At 44.3% G+C, this 23,971-nt stretch carries 16 protein-coding genes; 15 read left to right on the forward strand and 1 reads right to left on the reverse strand.

Annotation, left to right across the window (positions count from 1 at the left end):
• The 10 genes from G344_RS0106080 to trpA form a co-directional block, all read left to right on the forward strand.
• On the forward strand, positions 1–477 hold a 477-nt coding region (locus tag G344_RS0106080; RefSeq protein ID WP_028255428.1), incomplete at its 5' end, for a heterodisulfide reductase-related iron-sulfur binding cluster.
• A 427-nt stretch (positions 478–904) separates the two neighbouring features.
• Positions 905–2,242 carry an ammonium transporter gene (locus G344_RS10840; RefSeq protein ID WP_051245808.1) on the forward strand — a complete coding sequence of 446 codons (1,338 nt, stop codon included), beginning with the start codon at positions 905–907 and terminating at the stop codon, positions 2,240–2,242.
• Positions 2,243–2,283: 41 nt separating this feature from the next.
• The gene (locus tag G344_RS10845) at positions 2,284–2,691 is read left to right on the forward strand and encodes a P-II family nitrogen regulator (RefSeq protein WP_156886160.1); all 408 of its coding nucleotides are present in this window, start codon (positions 2,284–2,286) and stop codon (positions 2,689–2,691) included.
• Positions 2,692–2,897: 206 nt separating this feature from the next.
• Positions 2,898–4,301 (forward strand): sodium:solute symporter family protein, encoded by a 1,404-nt coding sequence (locus tag G344_RS0106095; RefSeq protein ID WP_028255429.1) that lies wholly within the window; start codon positions 2,898–2,900, stop codon positions 4,299–4,301.
• Positions 4,302–4,904: 603 nt separating this feature from the next.
• Complete coding sequence (locus G344_RS10850) at positions 4,905–6,488, forward strand: anthranilate synthase component I family protein (protein WP_071838101.1); 1,584 nt, start codon at positions 4,905–4,907, stop codon at positions 6,486–6,488.
• A complete protein-coding gene (locus tag G344_RS0106105; RefSeq protein ID WP_028255430.1) occupies positions 6,485–7,048 on the forward strand; it encodes an anthranilate synthase component II in 564 nt (187 codons plus the stop codon). The genes G344_RS10850 and G344_RS0106105 overlap by 4 nt, the downstream gene beginning before the upstream one ends.
• An 87-nt stretch (positions 7,049–7,135) precedes the next feature.
• Entirely contained in the window at positions 7,136–8,161 is a 1,026-nt protein-coding gene (gene trpD / locus G344_RS0106110) for an anthranilate phosphoribosyltransferase (protein ID WP_028255431.1), read from the forward strand.
• Complete coding sequence (trpCF, locus tag G344_RS0106115; RefSeq protein ID WP_028255432.1) at positions 8,151–9,581, forward strand: bifunctional indole-3-glycerol-phosphate synthase TrpC/phosphoribosylanthranilate isomerase TrpF; 1,431 nt, start codon at positions 8,151–8,153, stop codon at positions 9,579–9,581. The genes trpD and trpCF overlap by 11 nt, the downstream gene beginning before the upstream one ends.
• Positions 9,582–9,633: 52 nt before the next feature.
• Positions 9,634–10,848 carry a tryptophan synthase subunit beta gene (gene trpB, locus G344_RS0106120; protein WP_244869502.1) on the forward strand — a complete coding sequence of 405 codons (1,215 nt, stop codon included), beginning with the start codon at positions 9,634–9,636 and terminating at the stop codon, positions 10,846–10,848.
• Positions 10,841–11,614 (forward strand): tryptophan synthase subunit alpha, encoded by a 774-nt coding sequence (trpA, locus tag G344_RS0106125; RefSeq protein ID WP_028255434.1) that lies wholly within the window; start codon positions 10,841–10,843, stop codon positions 11,612–11,614. The genes trpB and trpA overlap by 8 nt, the downstream gene beginning before the upstream one ends.
• 230 nt (positions 11,615–11,844) lie before the next feature.
• On the opposite strand, the gene G344_RS0106130 is transcribed toward trpA, so the two are convergent.
• Entirely contained in the window at positions 11,845–12,714 is an 870-nt protein-coding gene (locus tag G344_RS0106130) for a LysR family transcriptional regulator (RefSeq protein ID WP_028255435.1), read from the reverse strand.
• 97 nt (positions 12,715–12,811) lie between these two features.
• Between G344_RS0106130 and G344_RS0106135 the strand changes: the two genes are divergently transcribed.
• The 5 genes from G344_RS0106135 (at position 12,812) to rpoB (ending at position 23,955) form a co-directional block, all read left to right on the forward strand.
• Positions 12,812–14,101 (forward strand): SLC13 family permease, encoded by a 1,290-nt coding sequence (locus G344_RS0106135; protein WP_028255436.1) that lies wholly within the window; start codon positions 12,812–12,814, stop codon positions 14,099–14,101.
• A gap of 58 nt (positions 14,102–14,159) precedes the next feature.
• Positions 14,160–14,960 carry an amidohydrolase family protein gene (locus G344_RS0106140; protein ID WP_028255437.1) on the forward strand — a complete coding sequence of 267 codons (801 nt, stop codon included), beginning with the start codon at positions 14,160–14,162 and terminating at the stop codon, positions 14,958–14,960.
• A gap of 137 nt (positions 14,961–15,097) precedes the next feature.
• The gene (locus G344_RS0106145) at positions 15,098–17,380 is read left to right on the forward strand and encodes a hydratase (RefSeq protein ID WP_028255438.1); all 2,283 of its coding nucleotides are present in this window, start codon (positions 15,098–15,100) and stop codon (positions 17,378–17,380) included.
• 593 nt (positions 17,381–17,973) lie between these two features.
• On the forward strand, positions 17,974–19,389 hold the full coding sequence (locus G344_RS0106150; RefSeq protein ID WP_028255439.1) for an aspartate ammonia-lyase: 1,416 nt from the start codon (positions 17,974–17,976) through the stop codon (positions 19,387–19,389).
• 393 nt (positions 19,390–19,782) lie between these two features.
• Positions 19,783–23,955 (forward strand): DNA-directed RNA polymerase subunit beta, encoded by a 4,173-nt coding sequence (gene rpoB / locus G344_RS0106155; protein WP_028255440.1) that lies wholly within the window; start codon positions 19,783–19,785, stop codon positions 23,953–23,955.
• The last annotated feature ends 16 nt before the right edge of the window (positions 23,956–23,971 follow it).

Genomic DNA, 23,971 nt, shown 5'->3' on the forward strand with positions numbered 1-23,971 from the left:
AAGGCAAAAGTAGTAAAACCGCTTAGCGGTCTTCGCGTAGCCGAATACTATGGTTGCCATCTGCTTCGTCCGCAGGAAGAAACAGGTTTCGAAGACTTCCAGATTCCGACCAGCTTAGCTGACGTAATCAAAGCTATCGGGGCTACTCCGATTGATTTCTCTCGTAAACTTGACTGCTGTGGTTTCCATGCTGTATATCCGGCACATGATTCTGTTATGCGCATGACCGGCTCCATCAATGCTGATGCAGCAAAAGAAGGCGCTGATTGCGTAGTAACGCCGTGCCCGCTGTGCCAGATGCAGCTTGATATGTTCCAGAAGGAAGCAAAACAGTATGTACCGAGCGATAAAGATATGCCGATTATCCATATGAGCCAGCTCATTGGTTTGGCATTGGGCATCAGCCCGGCTGAATTGGGAATGACCAAACGTCATATGACCAGTACTGCCGCTTTAAACCGTTTCGTCGGTGCATAAATATATACGCATAAATGTATAATATAAAGCCCGTTAGGGAGCTACTAAGAATCCTACGTTAATGCAGGAAGTCCCAGGTAGCCCTTAACGGGCTTTTTGTTGTATGTAAGGCTGAGAAGAAATAAACGTATAATTTAGGGGAAAAGAAGTGAAGATGCACACTACAAAAGATAGCATGGGGTCACAACGTAGGCGATGATGTGCATATGATGGTGTAGTGTTAGACGATATGTATTTTGAGAATAACCATATGCATAATTGCCATGGATTTGAAGATGATTTATAATTGACACTTCGTCTGAAACAAGGTATTATGCAATCAAACAAAATATACCAAGCTTGGTAATCGGCAATGGAGCCCTCGTAGACGTACGAGGGCTTTTTCTGTTGTCGGATGTAGGTATAGTTTGTCAAAGGAGAGAGGCATATGGAACGATTGGTAATCGATACGGGCGATACAGCGTTTATGCTGATATCAATGGTGTTTGTTATGATTATGACGCCGGCGTTGGCGTTATTTTACGGCGGCATGGTACGCGCTAAAAATGTATTGAATACGATTATGCAGTGCTTGGCGGCAATTGGAATTATCAGTGTACAGTGGGTATTATTTGGTTATAGTTTATCTTTTGGTCCTGATGTAAATCATATCATCGGCAATTTTGATTGGAGTCTGTTTACCGGTGTAGGTATGCCGCCGGAAGAAGTGTATTCAGCGACAATTCCGCATATGCTCTTTGCCTTGTTCCAGATGATGTTCGCCATCATCACGGCAGGCATTATTACCGGTGCTTTTGTGGAACGCATGCGATTCGGTGCCTTTTTAATTTTTATTGCCCTGTGGACTACGCTGGTATATGATCCGGTAGCTCATTGGGTATGGGGTGTTGATGGTTGGCTTCGCAATGAAGGTGTACTCGACTTTGCCGGTGGTACGGTTATTCATATTCTATCCGGTATTTCCGGCCTGGTAGCGGCCATGCTTATCGGCAAGCGCGCCGGTTACGGACGTACGGCGATGATTCCTCATAACATTCCTATGGTAGTTATCGGGATGGCGTTCTTGTGGTTAGGATGGTTTGGTTTTAATGGCGGCAGTGCGTTTGCTGCTAATGGATTGGCAGCGCATGCAATGGTGACTACACAGGTAGCGGCAGCTACGGGCATGCTTGGGTGGATGCTTTCGGAAAGCATGTTGGCCGGTAAGGCAACTACATTAGGTGCAGCATCCGGAGCTATTGCCGGTTTGGTTGCCATAACGCCCGGTGCCGGTTTTGTACCGGTATGGACGGCATTGCCTATTGGTTTCATCGGTGGCATCATTTGCTATACCAGTGTGGCACATATTAAAACTAAGCTAGGCTACGATGACTCGTTGGATGCGTTTGGCATTCACGGTGTAGGCGGCCTATGGGGGGCTATTGCTACAGGGCTATTTGCCAGCACGGCAGTTAATGAAGCCGGTGCAGACGGGTTGTTCTTCGGTAATCCCATGCAGTTATGGATACAGATAGAAGGTATTGTGTATTGTGCGCTTTACGGTATCGCGGTTACGGCGGTTATCGTTTTGGCTATGAAAGCATGTATGCGCGTGCGTGCCGATGAAGGCGAACAGATTGTGGGCATGGATGCTTTGGAACATGGCGAACGGGGGTATGCGTATATGGATTCCTTGGGCGCGCTTAGTTTTTCAAAACCGATTGATGCACCGCAGTATACTACGGCATCGGCTAAGGATGCCAAGCGATTGGCTATGACAGAGTAGCCGTGATGGAGAGAAGGGAAGTCATGATGGAGGATAGAAGCATGAGTACAGGCATTTACCGAGTGGAAATTATTACGCGACCGGAGCGACTGGAAGCGTTGAAGGAAGCGCTTCGTGCTATACGAGTGACAGGCATGACCGTATCACAGGTGTATGGATGTGGCTTATCTACGGGATTAAAAGAAACATATCGAGGTCAACAGGTAGAGGTAAGTTTGCTACCTAAGATTAAGGTTGAAATTATCGTTTACGAAGTAGCAGTAGATGATGTTATTGATGCGGCAATCGGTGCTTGTCGTACGGGACAAATCGGTGATGGAAAAATTTTTGTTACCGAGGTGGCCGATGCGGTGCGCATCCGCACAGGTGAACGAGGAGCAGCGGCCATTATGGATCGACCGTCGGAACGTGAATTGGTTGAGCAACGTATAGCAGGACATAACTTATAGTAAAAATAGAAATCCCCGGCAAATGATATGGTATTTGTCGGGGATTCTTACAAGTATTTTATAGATTAATACATATGAGATTCTATAAAGTTAGTATATATGCTAAAAACAGATATTTGTATTGCTCTTGAATTATAATTATGGTAAGATGTCCTTATACTAATTATTAAATTAATTTTTCTAATTAATTGTAAGGAGTGTAGGGTATGGATTCATTAACAATTATCTGGGTTATTGTTATCGGCTATTTGGTGCTCAACCTGGCCGTTGGCGTATATAGCCATATTCGGGTAAAAAACAGCGCGGACTATTTGTTGGCCGGCCGACGTATTGGTGTGTTGATGACGGCAGGCACATTGGCGGCTACGGAAATCGGTGGCGGCAGTACGGTTGGTGTAGCGGCGAAGGCTTACGGCTCATGGGGGTTGTCAGCAGGGTGGTATGTGGTAGCATCCGGTATCGGGGTTATTTTAGTTTCCTTTGTAGCACCTTTATTGCGCAGGGCCATGGCAACAACGGTACCGGAAATTATCGGTCGCCGATTCGGAACGTCCAGTTATCTTATTACCTCCGTGCTCTCTATGGTATCGACTATTGCGTTGGCGGCTGTACAAATTACGGCGACAGCTACTATCATCAGTGTACTGACCGGTATGTCTACGGACGCATCTATTTTACTATGCGGAGGGATCTTAGTATTGTACACGATGTTCGGCGGTATGTGGAGTGTAACACTGACAGATGTCATCCATTTCTTTGTATTGGTAGGTGGCTTTTCATTGGCTGTGCCCTTTGTATTGGAAGAAGCTGGTGGCTGGCATGCCGTGGTAGCTGCGTTACCGCCGGAGCAATTGGGCTTTACCAAAGTAGGCTGGAAAACAATTGTTGGTCTAATTATCATGTACTTTATGACATTTTCTACCGGACAGGAATCAGTGCAACGTTACTTTGCAGCAAAGGATGAAAAAACAGCTGTATGGGGATCGATTATTTGTGGTATCGTTATGGCTCTCTTTGCTTTTGTTCCGGCTGTATTGGGTTTGGTGGCCTTGGCGGTATTCCCAAATATTGAAGCCAATAATGCCGTAGCTACGGTGGCGCTGAATTTAATGCCACCGGTGATGGCCGGACTTGTTATGGCTGCGGTGGCTTCGGCGACGATGTCATCCGGTGCCGGTGATTTACTCGGTGCAGCGACGGTGTTTACCAAAGATATTTTAGAACGTCATTTTGTGCCGAATATTACGGATGATCAGTTGACGCGATACAGTCGGTGGTGCGTATTTTTCCTCGGCTTGGTAGCTATCGGCATCTCCTTTGCCAGCAAGGCAATCATTCCTCTCTTAGTATTTGCCTTTACGATGCGTTCGGCCGGACCGTTCGCCGCATTTCTTTTGGGACTTACTTGGAAAGGTGCGACTAAGGGGGCCGGTATTACATCTATTGTTCTGGGATCCTTGGCAGGCTTTGGTTGGGAAATTGCCGGTCAGCCTTTTGGCATTATGTCCATCATTTTTGGATCGGGAGTTAGCGTTATCGTATTTGTTGTTACCGTCTGGATTGAAAAGGCGATGGGAAGAGAACCGGCACCGCCGGCAATTCCGGAGTAGAATTAAAAGGCTATCGTATATAAAGTGTATTGGAAATAATTACAGGAAGTTATATACATTATTGTGGTTCTTTCTAATTATTTACAGTTAAATTTTAAATAGTATATTGACAACCGGACAAAATGCGTGTACTATAATAACCAACTTAAGCGGACAACAATCCGCGAAGTGTGAACAAATTACATATATGTCTCACAAACCTATGAGGTGGAGATAAAAATAGGAAGTGCGCTTACAGAGAGTGAGGATGGCTGAGATCTCACAGAATGCAGCTTATTAAATGGACCACCGAGGGCGTTGTCAAAGGCATTGTTACATTACTTAACAGTAATGGCAGTGATCGAGTATTCAACGACGCGACATTGGCGTTAACAATGAGGGGTATGTTAGTACCCTGCGAAAGAGGGATGTACATCTAATCAAGGTGGTACCGCGAGTATACGGATTGTATGACAAGAGCCGTAAGGCTTTTGTAACGATAGTAAGTTTACCCGTCCTTGGCAAAGCAGATTGTGCTTTGCTGAGGGCGGTTTTTTATTTATATAATTGATTGATAAAAAAGAGAGTTAATTACCCGATATATACAGGAAAGGAAGAGTAGTGATGGCTGAGATAACATTAGAAACGGTAAAAGCTTATGCCGATACGTATAAGGCAGTGCCGATTACCGTTGAATTATTTGCCGATGTATGTACCCCTATAGAGTTACTTCGAATGCTACGGCAAGCAGGAACACCGGCGTTTCTGTTGGAAAGTGTGGACCAACAGGAACACTGGGGACGCTACTCTTTCCTAGGCTATAAGCCGCAGCTGACAGTTCGGGCCAAGAATGGAACAGTGGAGGTGGTAACGGACGATACCTGCCAGGTGGTTACAGATACACCGAGGCAAGCTATACGCCGCGTGTTAGCACAGTATAAGGCACCGCGTTTGCAAGGGCTACCTCCCTTTATCGGTGGTTTTGTTGGCTATGCAGCTTATGAGTATATCGGTTATGTAGAGCCGCATATTCATTTCAATTACGACAAGGGTGACAGTCCGTCGGCGTATGATGTGGACTTGATGTTCTTTGATAAAGTGATTGCCTTTGATCACTATCGACAGAAGATTGTGTTGGTGGCATTGGTGGCAACGGATAATTTGGATGTTAACTATAAGGTGGCTCGCGCTGAGTTGGCTGCGTTAGCAGAGCAAATAGAAGGACATCACATTCATCCGGTAGCGGCTCCGGTAGGGGGACGACGTAAATATTTGGATGATGGTGGTCAGTTGCAAGGTGATTTCACGGCGGAGTTTACGCGGGACGGTTACATGGCCGGCGTGGAACGGTTGAAGCATCATATAGTGGAAGGCGATATTTTCCAAGCCGTGTTATCCAATGCACAGTCGGCTCCCTTTGAAGGTAGCTTGCTTAATACATACCGTGTGCTGCGAACGACAAATCCGTCGCCGTATATGTTTTACATGGGAGGCGAAAATTTAGAGCTTGCCGGTGCGTCTCCGGAAACGTTGGTACGGGTGCAAGACGGACGTGTTACTACGTATCCGATTGCAGGCACGCGCAAGCGAGGTCGTAATGCAGTAGACGATGAACGGATTGCGGCGGGATTACTAAAGGATGAAAAGGAATTGGCGGAACATACGATGCTCGTTGATCTTGGTCGCAACGATGTAGGGCGGGTGAGTCGATTCGGCTCGGTGGAAGTAACTCGCTTCAAGGGGATTGAAAAATTTTCCCACGTCATTCATGTGTGCTCTACCGTAGAAGGTGACTTGCGTGATGATTGCGATGCGCTGGATGCACTGGAAGCAATGTTGCCGGCAGGCACTTTATCGGGTGCTCCCAAGGTTCGTGCTATTGAATTACTAGCCGATATGGAAGGTACTCGGCGCGGTGCTTATGGCGGGGCTATTGGATACTTGGATGTTACCGGTAACATGGATATGTGTATCGGCATTCGCATGGCTGTTCTTATGGACGGTATCGTTACGGTACGAGCCGGTGCGGGTATTGTGGCGGACAGTGTGCCAGCTATGGAATACGAGGAGACTATTAATAAAGCAAAGGCAGTTATGGAAGCGATTCGCATTGCCGATACCTTAGGAAATAAGAATGACATCCATTCAGCCCAAGGTATGAGTCATGCAATTGCGAAAACGATGACAAAGGACGGTGAAGATGCATGATACTGTTAATTGATCATTACGATAGTTTTGCTTTCAATGTGTACCAAGCCTTGGGAAGTATTAACCCGGATATCAAAGTGGTGCGCAGTGATGCAATTACTCTCGATGAAATCGAAGCCTTGGCACCAACGCATATTGTGTTATCACCGGGACCGGGAAAACCATCGGAAGCGGTCATTTATGGACAGGCCATCGAACGCTTTAAAGGACGGATTCCTATTTTGGGCATTTGCTTGGGACACCAAGCCATCGGTGAAGCCTTTGGTGCTACCGTTACCTATGCGCCGCAAATTATGCACGGCAAGGCAAGTAGGATAACTATTGATGCAGATAGCTGTTTGTTTAAAAATATTCCCAAGACATGTGAGGTGGCACGGTATCATTCCTTAGTTATCGATCCTCGCACAATGCCTGACGATTTGAAGGTTACGGCACGTACGGAGGATGGTATTGTTATGGCAGTTGAGCACCGAACGTATCCGGTGTACGGCGTACAGTTTCATCCGGAATCCATTTTGACGCCGCAAGGTATGACAATACTTAACAATTTTTTAGCATAGCAACGACCGACTCCATAGCGAATCGGTATAAGAGATATAAAGGAAAAAGAGGACAGCATAGAGAAAATTAGAAAGAGAGTGAAAACCATGATTCAGCAAGCAATAGATACTATCATAAACGGGGAGAATTTAACATACGAATTGGCGCGCGACGCTATGGGGAGAATTATGAAGGGGGAAGCTAACGAATCGCAGATTGCTGCCTTGTTGGCTACACTTCGCTTAAAAGGAGAAACGGTTGAGGAAATCAGCGGGTTTGCGCAAGCCATGCGCGATGCATGCCTGACGGTACAGCATGACGGAGATGTGTTCGAAATTGTCGGTACCGGCGGTGACGGTGCCAATACGTTTAATATTTCTACCACGTCGGGATTTGTTATTGCTGCCGGCGGTGTAAAAGTAGCCAAGCATGGTAACCGCGGTGTATCCAGTAAATGCGGAGCTGCCGATTGTTTGGAAGCACTAGGGGCACAGTTGCAATTGAATGCAGTGCAAAATGCCAAACTTCTTAACGAGTCCGGAATGTGCTTTATGTTTGCACCGGTATATCATCAGTCGATGAAATATGCAGCGCCGGTACGTAAGGCGTTAGGAATTCGCACAGTGTTCAATGTATTAGGTCCTCTTAGCAATCCGGCCGGTGCTACCGTTCAGCTGATGGGCGTATATGATAAAGATTTGGTAGAGCCGTTGGCGAAAGTGCTGGTTAAGCTAGGTGTTAAGCGCGGTGCTGTTGTCCATGGCTTTGATGGCCTTGATGAAATTACAGCATGTGATAAAACCTATGTGTGCGAAATCGATAACGGTACGGTAATAAGTTATGTGCTCGATCCGGTTGATTACGGTATGACTTATGCGGCCCATGGTGATTTACGCGGCGGCGAAGCCAAAGAGAATGCGGCAATTACCAGAGCAGTACTTGGCGGCGAACAAGGTCCGCGAAGAAATGCAGTACTATTGAATGCGGGCATGGCCTTTCATTTGACAGATCCGTTGCTTACCATAGCGGACGGGATTGCGCGAGCGGCAGAACTTATTGACAGTGGAGCAGCTTTGCGTTGTATGGAACAGTTTGTCAAATTATCCAATGAGGTGACGCAGTATGATTCTTGATACGATTGTAGCAGCAACGAGAGAACGTGTGGCGGTATTAAAAAAGGTAAAACCTATCGAGGCAGTACGACAGGCAGCTTTGGTGCGGGCGGAAGAAGAACGAACAGCATCCGGCGGTACCTTTACCTTTCCGTTTGAACGGGCATTGATGGAAGGCAGTATGAATTTTATCTGTGAAATCAAAAAGGCATCTCCGTCGAAAGGTGTTATCGTTGAAGAATTTCCTTTTGTAGATATTGCAAAAGAATATGAAGAAGCCGGCGCGGCAGCTATTTCGGTTTTGACGGAACCTGCTTATTTTATGGGTGTTGATTCGTACGTAACGGACGTAGCCGATGTGGTTACGATTCCTATTTTACGAAAAGACTTTATTGTTGATGAATATCAGATTTACGAATCCAAAGTATTGGGAGCCTCGGCTATTTTGCTCCTTTGCTCCGTACTGGATGAGGAAGAATTAGCACGGTTCATGGCGTTGGCTACGGAGCTTGGGCTATCCTGTTTGGTGGAAGCGCATAACGAAGAGGAAGTAAAAAAAGCGTTGGCCGTTAATGCACGTATTATCGGTATAAATAATCGCGATTTAAAAGATTTTAGTGTGGACGTAGGTAACAGTATTCGTCTGCGGTCGTTAATTCCGGACGGTGTTATTGTAGTGGCAGAGAGCGGAATTAAGTCAGCTGATGAAATTGAGGCTTTGCGCGAGCATCAAATTCATGCCGCATTAATCGGTGAAACACTGATGCGGTCGGAAGACAAAACCAAGGCATTAACGGAACTGTTCGGACCGGTGCGCGGCTTGCAGGTGAAAATTTGCGGATTATCCCGCACCGAAGATATTACGGTAGTCAACAATCCGGCGGTGCGACCGACTTATGCCGGTTTTGTTTTTGCAGAAAGCCCGCGTCGGGTCAGCGTATCCGATGCGCGAAATTTAATTTCCCAGATGGCACCGCAAATTCAGGCGGTCGGCGTTTTTGTTAATGAAGATGTGGAAACGATGGCGCATTTGGCGGAAACGGTACCGTTACAAGTCATCCAGCTTCATGGCGATGAAACGGAAGATATGATTAAGCAACTGCGGCAGTTAACTACGGCTCGTATTTGGAAAGCCGTGCGGGTGCAATCGGAAGACGATGTGCTGCGCTGGAATGAATCGGCAGCAGATCTATTGCTCTTTGATGCATACAAAACAGATGCATATGGCGGGACCGGTCATGTGTTTGATTGGAAGCTGTTGAAGAAATGTACGAAGCCCTTTATTTTAGCTGGCGGTATTCACAGTAAAAACGTGGCACGGGCTATACGCAATGTGAAGCCCTATGCCATTGATGCCAGCAGTGGTCTTGAAACCGACGGTGTGAAAGATAAGGAAAAGATTTTCCACTTTATGGATATTATTAAAAAAGTTCGTAACTAAAAGCCTATGGTGTAAGAGGCACTTGGCTAGGTAGCATAGAAGGAGAGAGAGTATGGAAGCGATGAATATTCAAGGCGGTGCCAAACAGGATGGCCGTTACGGTGAGTTCGGCGGACAATTTGTGCCGGAAACATTGATGAATGCTATTTTAGAAGTAGAAAAAGCATATTTACAATATAAAGATGATCCGGACTTTATTCGCGAATTGGAAAATTTGCAGGTTAACTATACCGGTCGGCCATCGCTGTTGTACTATGCGGAAAAAATGACAAAGGATTTGGGCGGTGCGAAAATTTATTTAAAGCGTGAAGATTTAAACCACACCGGATCGCATAAAATAAATAATGTCCTTGGCCAAGTGTTGTTGGCTAAACGCATGGGCAAGACGCGCATCATTGCCGAAACCGGTGCAGGTCAGCATGGTGTAGCAGCGGCTACGGCGGCAGCACTTCTCGGGATGGAATGCGAAGTGTTCATGGGAAAGGAAGATACGGAGCGACAAGCACTGAATGTATACCGGATGCGCCTGTTAGGAGCAACGGTACATGAAGTTACTACGGGAACGATGACCTTAAAAGATGCGGTCAGTGAAACATTGCGAGAATGGACGCGTCGCGTTGACGATACGTATTACGCAATGGGATCAGCCGTAGGGCCGCATCCGTTCCCGATGATTGTGCGCGATTTCCAAAGTATTATCAGTAAGGAAGCTAAAGAGCAAATTTTAGCGGCTGAAGGGAAATTGCCGGCAGCCGTATTGGCTTGCGTAGGCGGTGGCAGTAATGCCATTGGCATGTTCCACCACTTTGTGCCGGAGACGTCCGTAAAACTTATCGGATGTGAAGCGGCCGGGCGAGGTATTGATACATTGGAACATGCGGCTACATTGGCGAAGGGATCTAAGGGAATTTTCCACGGTATGCATTCCTACTTCGTACAAAACGAATATGGACAAATCGCACCGGTGTATTCTATTTCGGCAGGGTTGGATTATCCGGGAATCGGGCCGGAGCATGCATACCTACATGCATCGGGACGTGCGGAATATGTGCCTGTTACTGATGATGAAGCCGTAGATGCTTTTGAATATTTGTCGCGCACGGAAGGGATTATCCCGGCTATTGAAAGTGCGCATGCCGTAGCTTATGCAATGAAGATTGCACCAACTATGAAAAAAGATGAGAGTATGATTATTTGTCTGTCCGGTCGCGGTGATAAAGACGTAGCCGCTATGGCAGCGTATAGGGGGATTCAGATCGATGAGTAAAATAGCAGATGCATTCACGAATAAAAAAGCATTCATTCCGTTTCTCACCGCCGGTGATCCGACGATGGAAGCAACGGAGCGTTACATTAAAATTATGGCTGATGCCGGCGCCGATTTAATTGAAATCGGGATTCCTTTTTCGGATCCTGTGGCGGAAGGACCGGTGATTCAAGAGGCCACATTGCGGTCCTTAACACATGGTACAACTACCGATGCTATTTTTGATATGGTCGAACGCGTTCGTCCGACTATATCAATTCCTTTAGTCGTGATGACCTATCTTAATCCGATTTATGTATATGGTGCGGATCGATTCATGGCGCGTTGCAAGAAGGCAGGAATTTGCGGCGTCATTGTGCCGGACATGCCTTTTGAGGAAAAAGGGGTGCTTATTGATGTAGCACATGCCCATGATATTGAAGTGGTGTCGTTGATTGCGCCGACATCGGAAGAACGCATTGGTATGATTGCCAAAGAAGCGGAAGGTTTCGTATATTGCGTATCCTCTATGGGGGTAACCGGAGTGCGCAAAGAAATTACGACGGATGTAGGATCTATCGTCGATCAGATTAAACGTTATACCGATGTGCCGGTAGCTATCGGGTTTGGCATCAGCACACCGGAGCAGGCGGCGGCCATGGCAAAAGTATCCGATGGAGCAATCGTTGGTTCGGCTATTGTCCGCATCATCGGTGAACACGGTGATAAGGCAGACGAGGCACTGCGTGAATATGTAAAGGCAATGAAGGCTGCGGTAATGTTTTAACTGCATATAAACAGAATGGGCTTCTTCGTTCTTTTCAATGATAAGAATGAGGAAGTCCATTTTCTTTTTATATAAATCTAGCATAATGCACATAAATTTTTCTATCTATATGACTGCTAAACAATTTGTTTTACTTATATCAGAGTAAAAGTATTAACTGTTTGTGGTGATACCGATTATAGAGTACGCTATATGCATAGTATGAATGAGAAAAATAGATGAAATACCTATCACCCGTTAGAAAAGTCATGTTGATTGATAAAGTCAACAAAGGCTTTCACGCTGGACAGATGCTTATAGTTGTTGCGGTAGTACATCCAAGTTTTACGAAGCAAAGGCTCACCGTTGGGCAGGTGTAACGGAATCGTCATGATATCCGGTGTATCTTGACCACAGCTTTGTGAAAGTAATGTAAAACCTAGATTTTGTTGTACTAATTTAAGAGCTGTATCCATAGCATCTACTTCAATCGTTGTACGCGGCGGCTTTTGGAAGTGCGCATACCACCAGTCATCAAGTACGCTTTGAAGAATGGGATCTGTTTTGTAGTGAATGTAGGGGGCGGTAGGTAAGTCGGCAATTTCCAAGGGCATTTTGGTAAAGAGACATAATGGCTCTTGCCATAGTAATTGTTTATGTTCAGACCAATTATGATCGCCGCGGGCAATGCAAACATGGATATCGCCTTCGAGAAAATCTTTGTAGCGATTATGGCTGTAGCCACTTCTCATATTGATTTCAATATCCGGATAGGCTTGCTTAAATTCTGATAAGAGGCGAGGCATACGATATTTGGCAAATACATTGGAACAGCCGATTTTAAGAAAGCCTTTTACGGTGGATCCGCGGGAGGTAAGGATTTCTTTGATGCGGTGATAATCGTGCAAAGCATGATTAAAGTAGCGACAAAGCAGTTCTCCCTCGGAAGTAAAGGTAATCCCACGCGGTTGGCGGATGAACAAGGTACAACCAAACTCTTGCTCTAATTTTTTCAACCGGTCACTGAGAGCCGGTTGTGACATGAAAAGCCGTTTGGCTGTGTGCGTGATGTTTTTCTCTTCATATAATGTTTTGAGTAATACAAAATCTTTATCGTCCATAGTAGTCTCCCATAGGTTATAGCTATATGCATTTAGTATACCATAAGCTATTGAAAAGAGGGGAGAACTATATGTATAGGAAGAGGAGGGTACAGTTATGCTTAATGGCATAATTATAGCAACTATAGTAGTGACGATTGCCTTGGGATATAAGACAAAGATAAATACAGGGCTCTTTGGAATGATTTTTGCTTATATTATTGGAACATTTGCTTTAGGTTTAAAACCAGCAGAAGTAATAAAAATGTGGCCGGTAAGCATATTTTTTGTTATCTTAGCTATTTCTTTATTCTATAACTTTGCTATTTCAAATGGAACGTTAGAAGTACTATCACAACATATGATGTATAGAACACGTAGCTTTCCTAAGTTGCTTCCGTTAGTAATTTTCTTTGCGGCAACGATTATAGCGGCACTAGGGGCAGGTTTTTTTGCTGTGATGGCATTTTTTGGACCTATTACTATCATATTGTGTAGAAAAACAGGGCTTAGTCCATTGATTGGTGCTCTAGCAGTTAACTATGGAGCGCTTTGTGGTAATAATTTTATGGTTAGTCCCGGTGGTGTAGTTTTTATTGGTTTGATGAATCAAGTTGGATATGAAGCAGTGTCATATGGCTATGCGTTCCAAATTTTCTTGGCGTCTTTGGTTATTCCCATTATTGTATTAAGTGTGTTGATATTAATCAATAAAGGTAAAAAATCTTCACAAGTGATAGATATTCCTAAACCTCAAGCGTTTAATGGAATTCAGAAAAAGACATTGACTTTAATTTTTACTATGGTAACTATAGTTTTGATATTCCCTTTACTACATACTTTTATACCTTCGGTAAAATTATTTGCTTCTTTGGGGAAATCCATTGATGTTGGGCTTGTTGCCATTATTTTCACTGTTATCGGTTTGTTGCTAAATATAGGTTCGGAAAAAGATATTATAAAAAATGTTCCGTGGGGAACTCTTTTAATGATCTGTGGTGTGGGAATGCTTATTTCTGTAGCAATCAAAGCAGGTACAGTAAAAATGATTGCTAGTTGGGTAACGGCTGCTTTACCAACAGCCATTGTACCAGTTGTTATGGCTGTAATTGGAGGCTTTATGTCTTTCTTCAGTAGTACTATGGGTGTAGTAACACCAGCTCTATTTCCTGTTGTTCCAGGTATTACAGAGGCTTCTGGTATCAGTGCTGGAATTTTATTTTCAGCCATTGTTATTGGCGCTCAAGCAACGGCTATTTCGCCATTCTCTTCCGGTGGTAGTTTGATGCTTAGTTGTGTTGGGGATGATGAACGAGAAAAAATGTTTACTGACTTGATGTTTAAAGGGGCACCTATTTGCTTGGTGTCTTCTATAGCTTATGCATTCATGATTAATCTTTTCTTCTAATATATAGGGATATTTTTCTTTTCGTATTTATCACTAAGATTTATTGTAGGAGGCTAATATGAAATATACAGACGCTCATGCACATGTTTTTGAGCCGGGGTTACCGTTAGCAAATGTACGACGTTATGCTCCGGAGTACAAGGCTACGAAAGAAATGTTTGCAAATCAATTGGATTCTCATGGAATGCAGCGAGGTATTTTAATTCAACCTAGCTTTTTAGGAACCGATAATAGCTATATGATAGATGCTATCGATACATATCCTGATAAATTATATGGGGTTGCTGTTATTGAACCAAATGTAGATTTTGATGTACTTAGAGAATTGGATAAGCATAATATCATTGGGATTCGATTAAATCTTTATGGTAAAGAAATCCCTGATTTAAGCACACCCGTTTGGCAGCAATGTTTAAGTTATATTAGAGAATTGAATTGGCATGTAGAACTTCATATTGATGCCTGCGTGTTACCAAGGTTAATTACTCCTTTATTAGAGGCCGGAGTAAAAGTAGTAGTTGATCATTTTGGTAAACCTAATATAGAAGATCCTTTGGGAGATGAAGGGTTTCAATATTTATTAAAGCAAGGCAATACTAAAAGAGTATGGGTAAAGGTATCAGCGTGTTATCGCTTAGGTGGTTTTGAAAAAGGCTTGGAAATAGCAAAAAACTTGTTACCACATTTATTAAATTCTTTTGGACCGAGACGATTATTATGGGGAAGTGATTGGCCACATACGCAAAATGAAAGCACTATGACATATGATCGTGCTTACGAAGCAATGAACGAGCTTATAGGAAGTGATATACGCGAAGATATTTTATCTACTTCTGTTGATGAGCTTATCTATCTGTAACGATAAATAAAACCTATGATAGATATTAAGAATTAACTGTTTGTACTTATGACGAAGCGGCGCTAGGATATAGACAAGACATGGATATTGCGTTTTATTACGAAGGTAAGGATAAACAGTAAACGGAGGATGGACAGATGGTAACATTACTTTCAGACGGAGTCTTTCTTCGCAACGGAGAAGAATTAATAGAAGCTAGGAGCGTGCAGGCTCATGATGCGGGCTGGGATGCTAAGGAAGCAGCCAAACAGACGATGGCGTATCGGATTTTAAAAGCGCATCAGCAAGCAGATGGGATGGAGAATCTTAAATTGAAATTCGATGCATTGGCTTCGCATGACATTACGTATGTGGGCATTATTCAGACAGCGATTGCCAGTGGTTTAAATGAATTTCCTATCCCGTATATTTTGACAAATTGTCACAATAGCTTGGCTGCTGTAGGTGGCACGATTAACGAAGACGATCATGTTTTCGGGTTGTCGGCGGTGAAACGGTTTGGTGGCACGTACGTACCTCCGCATATGGCGGTTATTCATCAATACATGCGTGAAATGATGGCCGGTGGCGGTAAGATGATTCTTGGTTCCGACAGCCATACCCGCTATGGTGCGTTGGGGACGATTGCTATTGGCGAAGGCGGGCCGGAGCTTGTTAAACAGTTACTGGGTCGCACCTACGATATTAAACGCCCCGGTGTTATCGCTATTTATTTAAAAGGCAAACCGGGCCATGGCATTGGACCACAGGATGTGGCGTTGGCCATTGAAAAAGCTGTCTTTGCTAACGGCTTTGTAAAAAATAAAATTATGGAATTTGTCGGTCCCGGTGTGAGCGAGTTGTCTGTTGATTTCCGTAACGGTGTGGATGTAATGAGTACGGAAACGACCTGTCTTTCTACTGTATGGCGCACGGATGACAAAGTGAAGAACTTCCTCGCCTTACACGGTAGACCGGATGCGTTTAAAGAAATGAACCCCGGAGAGGTAGCTTACTATGACGGCGCTGTTGTGGTAGATATGTCCAAACTGGAATCGATGATTGCCATGCCGTTCCATCCGAGCAATGTATATACAATTAAAGAAGTAAATGAAGGCGGTAAGGAATTGCTTCGCCATATTGAAGAGCAAGCCGTTAATCAGTTAGATAATACGTCGTTAACATTGGGCTTAGCCGACAAGTATTACGATGGTAAGATGCATTGTGACCAAGGCATTATTGTCGGTTGCTCCGGCGGTTTGTACGAAAACCTGGTAGCAGCAGCCAGTATTGTCGGCGGTAAAAGTGTGGGAAACGGACGATTTGCTTTTAGCGTGTATCCGTCCAGCCAGCCGATTTATTTAGAGCTTATGAAGAACGGTGCCTTGGTTGATTTGATGGAAGCCGGAGCCATTGTACGCACGGCCTTCTGCGGACCTTGCTTCGGTGCCGGAGATACGCCGAATAACGAAGGCTTCAGCGTACGCCATGCGACGCGGAATTTTCCGAATCGGGAAGGCTCGAAACCGGGGAACGGTCAAATTTCTTCCGTCGGTCTTATGGATGCTCGCTCTGTGGCAGCTACGGCGATTAACGGCGGCGCGCTTACTCCGGCCACGGAAGTAGCTTATGATGAAAGCGTACCGGAATACCATTTCGACGGTAAACCGTACGAACATAAAGTATACAGCGGTTTTGGTCATGCGGATGCGAAGGAAGAATTGGTATATGCACCGTCCATAAAACCGTGGCCGTCTATTAAGGCATTGAATGATAATATTGTATTAAAAGTAGCGGCGTACATCGATGATCCGGTAACGACAACAGATGAATTAATTCCGTCCGGCGAAACATCTTCTTATCGGTCCGATCCGTATGCCTTGTCTGAATTTGCTTTAAGCCGTAAGGTACCGGAATATGTTGGCCGTGCAAAAGCGGTACGCGCCATGGAAAAAGCGCGTCAAGAAGGTAAGTTAGCTGAATTGGCAGATCCGTATGAAGCAGTAACGACGGCGATGCAGTTACAAGTAACACCGAAAGAATTTTGGAGCCATGCTTCCATCGGCAGCGTTATCTATGCGAATAAACCTGGGGATGGTTCCGCTCGTGAACAGGCCGCTTCCTGTCAACGCGTACTCGGTGGGGCTGCCAATATTGCCCGCGAATATGCGACGAAGCGCTATCGCAGTAATGTAATGAACTGGGGGATGCTACCATTCCTTATCGATGAGACCGACAAAAATGCATTCGGTGTAGGTGATTATATTTGGGTGCCGAATGTACGGAAGATATTAGAATCCGGTGAAGATACGTATACGGCGTACGTCATCGATGCGAAGGGCCACACAAAAGAGATTACTTTGCATTTAGGTGAATTGGAAGCAGAGGAAAGACAGATTATGGCAGCCGGTTGCTTGATTAATCATTATGCCAAAGCATAAGAGATAACGGTTTGAATTGTTGATAAGAAATAGCAATTTAATAGGTGTGACAAATTCATTGCACCGAATTCTCCTTGGTTCTCTGTAATGTGTTTGTATATAGAAGCTATATAGGTAGGATAGCTATGAAGGTCGGCAAGGGATTTAATCCCTTGCCGATTTTTATATTTATAGTTATAGTTACATGAAGAATGCAGATGCGGTGAGAAAAATCGATAATATGTATCTCTCTTAACAAGTAAATTTATAATATGTGACTGGTAGTGGAAATTTGTAGTGTCCATTTTCTATAGACAGCAGCAAACAAGGAAATGAATTTTTAGTAAACCACTTGTATTTTTCTTTGATGCCGGAAAGGCATTCATTACGGATACAAGATACATAAGGCGTGACGCTTTATAAGTGGATTGAATTTAGTAAAAATAAGGATTTGTATCACTAAACGATATAAGTAAAATGGAAGCAAACTCTTTCTTTGTATTGTGTATACATGATATAATGATGCCATCTTAGAATACTAGTATTTGTATTAGGTATAGAACAGTAGAGAAGATGTACAGTGAGTACGGACGTAATAGAAAGAGGTTGACAGTATGCGTAAAGAACATGATTTTTTAGGCGAACTTGAAGTATCCGATGAATTATATTATGGTGTACAGACCCTGCGTGCCTTGGAAAATTTTAATATTACAGGTAAACGTTTGGATCGTGATTTTATTCGCTCCATGGCTATGGTAAAAAAAGCCTGCGCTTTGGCAAATATGAAAACGGGCCGCTTGGATGCTACGATTGGTAAAGCCATTGTACGAGCTGCCGATGAAATTATTGCTGGTGGCTTTGTGGATCAGTTCCCGGTAGATCCGATTCAAGGTGGAGCCGGTACATCCTTTAATATGAATATGAATGAAGTATTGGCTAACCGCGGTTTGGAAATTTTGGGCAAACCGAAGGGAAGCTATGATATTATTTCGCCTAATAATCACTGCAATATGGCACAGTCTACGAACGACTCCTTCCCGACAGCTATTAAGGTTTGCGCTATTTTGAAGAGCAAACCGTTATTGGCGGCATTGCAGCGTTTAGTTGATGAATTGGAACGCAAAGCGGAAGAATATAAAGAAATTTTAAAAATGGGCCGTACTCATTTACAGGATGCCGTACCGATTACATTAGGTCAGGAAATGGGAGCCTATGCTTCCGGGGTACGCCGTGGTATTCGTCGTATTCAGTCGGCTATTGCGCAAGCTCATATTGTAAACATGGGAGCTACTGCAGTTGGTACCGGTCTTAATGCGGAACCGTCGTACATTAAAGATGTTGTTGATGAATTGTCGGCTGTTGTTGGCGAAGAATTCCATACGGCAGATAATCTTATTGATGCTACGAACAATACGGATATTTTTGCCGATATTTCCGGCGGTTTGAAAGTTACAGCTTTGGTTTTGATTAAGATGGCTAACGACTTCCGTCTTATGGCATCGGGCCCACGTTGCGGTATTGGCGAATTGAAATTGCCGCCGCGCCAACCGGGTTCTTCTATCATGCCGGGCAAAGTTAATCCGGTTATTGCCGAAGTATTGAATCAAGTTTGCTACCAAGTAGTGGCCGATGATTTGGCAGTTACCTTAGGTGTAGAAAATGGTCAGTTTGAATTAAACGTAATGGAACCGGTTATTGCGTATAACCTTTTCAACTCCATGTGCTATCTTAAGAATGGTGTAAACACCTTTGTTGATAAATTGCTCATTGATTTACAGGTTGACCGCGAACAGTGTCAGCACTGGTTGGATCGAAGTGTTGGCATTGTAACTGCATTGTTGCCGCATGTTGGCTATGAAAATGCATCAATGTTAGCAAAAGAAGCCTACTCTACCGGTCGAGCTATTAAGGAAATTATTCTTGAAAAGGGATTGTTGTCCGAAGCCGATATGAACCACATCTTATCGCCGGCAGAAATGACGAAGCCGGGGATCGCCGGTGCGGATATTTTGAAGACACATGGCAACTAATATAAAGGTTTGCATATAATATACAATAATATAATACATATAATATAATACATATAATATAAAAGCTCGGCGCAAAGGAGTAAAGTATAACTTCCGTTGCGTTGAGCTTTTTTATATAAGTTCCTTTACAAAAGAAAAATATAATGGTATAATACCTAATTGCAAATGCACATGGTTTCGTGTGCGATGAATAGTAAGCTATAACATAGTTCGTGATAAGGGGAAATCTTCCAAGGTTGTGCTGATACATGTAAAGCAAGGTTCAAAAAAGAGAGAGGGCCTTGCTTATTTTGTCATTGTATGAGCAGGAAAACTGAGACCTGGATTATTGTCGTTTGTCATACCGTTATAGAATAGATGGTAAGCCAATGAATATGAGAGGTGAAAGCTAGTATGTTCAAACCTGAACAGGTAGGTAAGAGAACTCGTTACACGTACGCTAAGATTGACGAAGTCTTAGAAATGCCACATTTGTTGGACGTGCAGCGCAAGTCGTACGAGTGGTTTTTGGAGAGTGGTTTACAGAATATTTTTGACGATATTTCTCCGATTAAAGATAATTCAGGAAATTTAGTGCTTTCCTTTGAAGGCTTTAGCTTAGGTGAGCCTAAATATGATATTAATGAGTGCAAGAATCGTGATGCTACGTATGCGGCACCGCTTCGTGTCAATGTACGGTTAGTGAATAATGACCCGGAACATAGCGATATTAAGGAACAGGAAGTATTCATGGGTGACTTCCCGTTGATGACTGAAACCGGTACATTTATTATCAACGGTGCGGAACGTGTTATCGTATCTCAGTTGGTGCGCTCCCCGGGTGTGTACTATGGTAAAAACATTGATACTATGGGGAACCGTTTGTATGATTCTACGGTTATTCCTAACCGCGGTGCATGGATAGAATTGGAAACGGATGCTAACGAAGTTGTGGCTGTTCGCATTGACCGCAATCGTAAGCTGCCGGCTACCGTGTTGGTACGTGCCCTCGGTTGGAGTACGAACGAATCTATTTTGGAATTGTTCTGGAATGGTCAAACCGATGAAGACGGGCATCCCGTATATGATGAACGCTTGATTCGTACCTTGGAAAAGGATACTACGGAATCCAGCGAAGAAGCGTTGGTAGAAATTTACAAGAAGTTGCGTCCAGGTGAACCGCCGACAGTAGAAAGTGCACGTAACCTGTTCGATAATTTGTTCTTTGATCCGCGTCGCTATGATTTGGCACGCGTAGGTCGCTATAAATTAAATAAAAAATTAGGCTGGCGCCAACGTATTTTCGGTACAGTGTTGGCAGAACCGATTGTGAATACGGAAACCGGTGAAGTTGTACTTGATGCCGGCACATATATGGGTGAAGAACAAATTGAGGTAGTAGCCCAGAGCGGTGTATTTGCCGGTGAAGGTACTGCTGAATTTTTCGTAGAAAATCCGGAAGGTACCGTATCTAAGGTTATTTGCAATAACAGTAATCTTGAGTATGATCATCGCACGGTAACTCGTGAAGATATGTTAGCCAATATCAGTTACTTACTTAATTTGATGGATGGTCTTGGACATACCGATGATATTGACCATTTGGGTAATCGTCGTCTTCGTTGTGTAGGCGAATTACTTCAGAATCAGTTCCGTATTGGTTTGACCCGTATGGAACGTGTGGTTAAAGAACGCATGACAATTCAGGACGATGCGATGATTACACCGCAGGCATTAATTAATATTCGTCCGGTTGTGGCAGCGGTAAAAGAATTCTTTGGATCCTCCCAGTTATCTCAGTTCATGGACCAGACTAACCCGCTTGGCGAATTGACTCATAAACGTCGTTTGTCAGCTTTGGGGCCTGGTGGTTTGTCTCGTGAACGCGCAGGCTTCGAAGTTCGTGACGTACACCATTCTCACTATGGTCGTATGTGTCCGATTGAAACACCGGAAGGTCCGAACATCGGCTTGATTTCGTCTTTGTCTAACTATGCGAAGGTAAATGAATTCGGCTTTATTGAAGCGCCGTATCGTAAAGTAGAAAAAATTTACGGCACCGGTGAAGATGCCAATAAAGTAGTAAAAGTTCTGGTAACGGATCAGGTTGTATATATGACGGCCGATGAAGAAGAAGGCATGACTATTGCACAGGCAAACTCTGCATTGGATGCAGAAAGCTGCTTTGCAGATACGCATATTGCGTGCCGCCGCGGTCATGAAGTCCTCGAAGTTACTCCGGATAAAGTCGATTACATGGACGTTAGCCCGAAGGAAGTTGTTTCCATCGGTACTGCTATGATTCCGTTCCTGGAAAACGATGATGCTAACCGCGCACTCATGGGGGCGAACATGCAGCGTCAGGCTGTGCCATTGCTTCGTGCACAGGCTCCGTTGGTTGGTACCGGCATGGAATATAAAGCAGCATGTGACTCCGGCGTATGTGTATTGGCTAAAGAAGCCGGTGTGGTTACTCGTTGTTGGGGTAATGAAATCCATGTACTTCGCGATAACGGTCGTGTAGATGTATATAAATTGAATAAATTCCTTCGTTCTAACCAGTCCACTTGCTTTAACCAGAAACCGATTGTCTTCCGTGGTGATCGTGTAGTAAAAGGACAGGTATTGGCTGATGGCCCGGCAACGGACGGCGGCGAATTGGCATTGGGCTTTAACGTGTTGGTAGCCTTCATGCCTTGGGAAGGTTATAACTACGAAGATGCTATTTTGCTTAGTGAAGAACTTTGCAAAGAAGATATTTACACATCTATTCATATTGAAGAATACGAATGTGATGCACGCGATACTAAGTTAGGCGCAGAAGAAATTACTCGTGAATTGCCGAATACCGGTGATGATAACCTGCGCAACCTTGATGAAAACGGCATTATTTGCATTGGTGCCGAAGTACATCCGGGAGATATTTTAGTAGGTAAGGTAACGCCGAAGGGCGAAACAGAGCTGACTCCGGAAGAACGCTTGCTTCGCGCTATCTTTGGTGATAAAGAACGTGAAGTCCGTGATACTTCGCTTCGCGTGCCGCATGGTGAATCCGGTAAAATTGTTGACGTTAAGGTATTTACCCGTGAAAACGGCGATGAATTGAACCCGGGCGTAAACAAATTGGTTCGTGTATATATTGCGCAGAAGCGTAAGATTCACGAAGGCGATAAGATGGCCGGTCGCCACGGTAACAAAGGGGTTGTATCCCGTGTTATGCGTCAGGAAGATATGCCGTTCTTACCGGATGGCACCCCGGTGCAGATTGTATTGAACCCGTTGGGCGTACCGTCTCGTATGAATATCGGTCAGGTATTGGAGACTCACTTAGGCTGGGCGGTACAAGGATTGGGTATGCAGATTAAGGCTACGGATTTGCAGATTCAAAGTGTCTTGGATCGCGCTAAAGCAGATAGCCGTTACTGGGACACCATTGATCGCATTAAAGACCTGTATGCGGAAATTGATGACTTGAAGAAAAAAATCGGCGAAAATGTGACAGTACCACATCTTGATGTTGATGCGGAAATTACGACACGCCGTGAAGAAGTATTGGATAAGATTCGCGAAACAGCCATGGCTGAACTCAATGCTTTGGGGGGCCGTGCTCGTTATGACGAATTAAAAGCTATCGAAAAGACGTATATTGATGCCGAAATCGAGTACTTCGACAATGAAGACGAAGAAGCGCCGGAAATGGAAGAAGGCTTGAGAAACGAGCTTCAGGGTCTTAGTGCAGTCGTAGATATTTTGGATACTATCGATTCGGCACGTGCTAAACGTGAAGAAATTCGTAAGGATTTGGAATCTTACGGTTATGACTTCACTACTTATGGTATGCCGAAGCCGGATGTAGCCGGTATTCATATTGCTACACCGGTATTTGACGGTGCTCATGAAGGCGACGTGTTCGATACCTTACGCATTGCCGGTAAGAGTGATGACGGTAAAACCGTATTATATGACGGGCGTACCGGTGAACCGATGGATAACCGTGTAACGGTAGGCTATGTATACATGCTTAAATTGCATCATCTGGTTGATGATAAGATTCACGCTCGTTCTACAGGCCCGTACTCCTTGGTAACGCAGCAGCCGCTTGGTGGTAAAGCACAGTTCGGCGGTCAACGTTTCGGGGAAATGGAAGTGTGGGCGCTTGAAGCTTATGGTGCAGCTTACACGCTTCAGGAATTGCTCACTGTTAAGTCTGACGATGTCGTAGGCCGTGTAAAAGCATACGAAAAAATCGTGAAGGGTGAAAATATCCCTGAACCGGGGGTACCGGAATCCTTCAAAGTATTGCTGAAAGAACTCCAGAGTATCGGTCTTGATGTGAAGATTCTTAACGAAGACCAAGAAGAAGTTGTCATCAAGGAATTGGATGACGATGATGATGGTCGCGATGAACAAAACGAAGACGAAATTAAAGAAGTTATGGAGGAAGGCGACGTACAGCGCGGCGATGAAGCGATAGCTGATGATGCTATTATAGAATCGGCAGACGACGCTCCGAGTGACGAAGGTGATGACAGCATTATCAGCATGTTAGGCACCTATGATGAAGATACCTCCACAGATGAAGACTGATAATTGAGTATCCAAA

The sequence above is a fragment of the Veillonella magna DSM 19857 genome (assembly GCF_000428745.1).
Taxonomy (GTDB): Bacteria; Bacillota; Negativicutes; order Veillonellales; family Veillonellaceae; genus Veillonella_A; species Veillonella_A magna.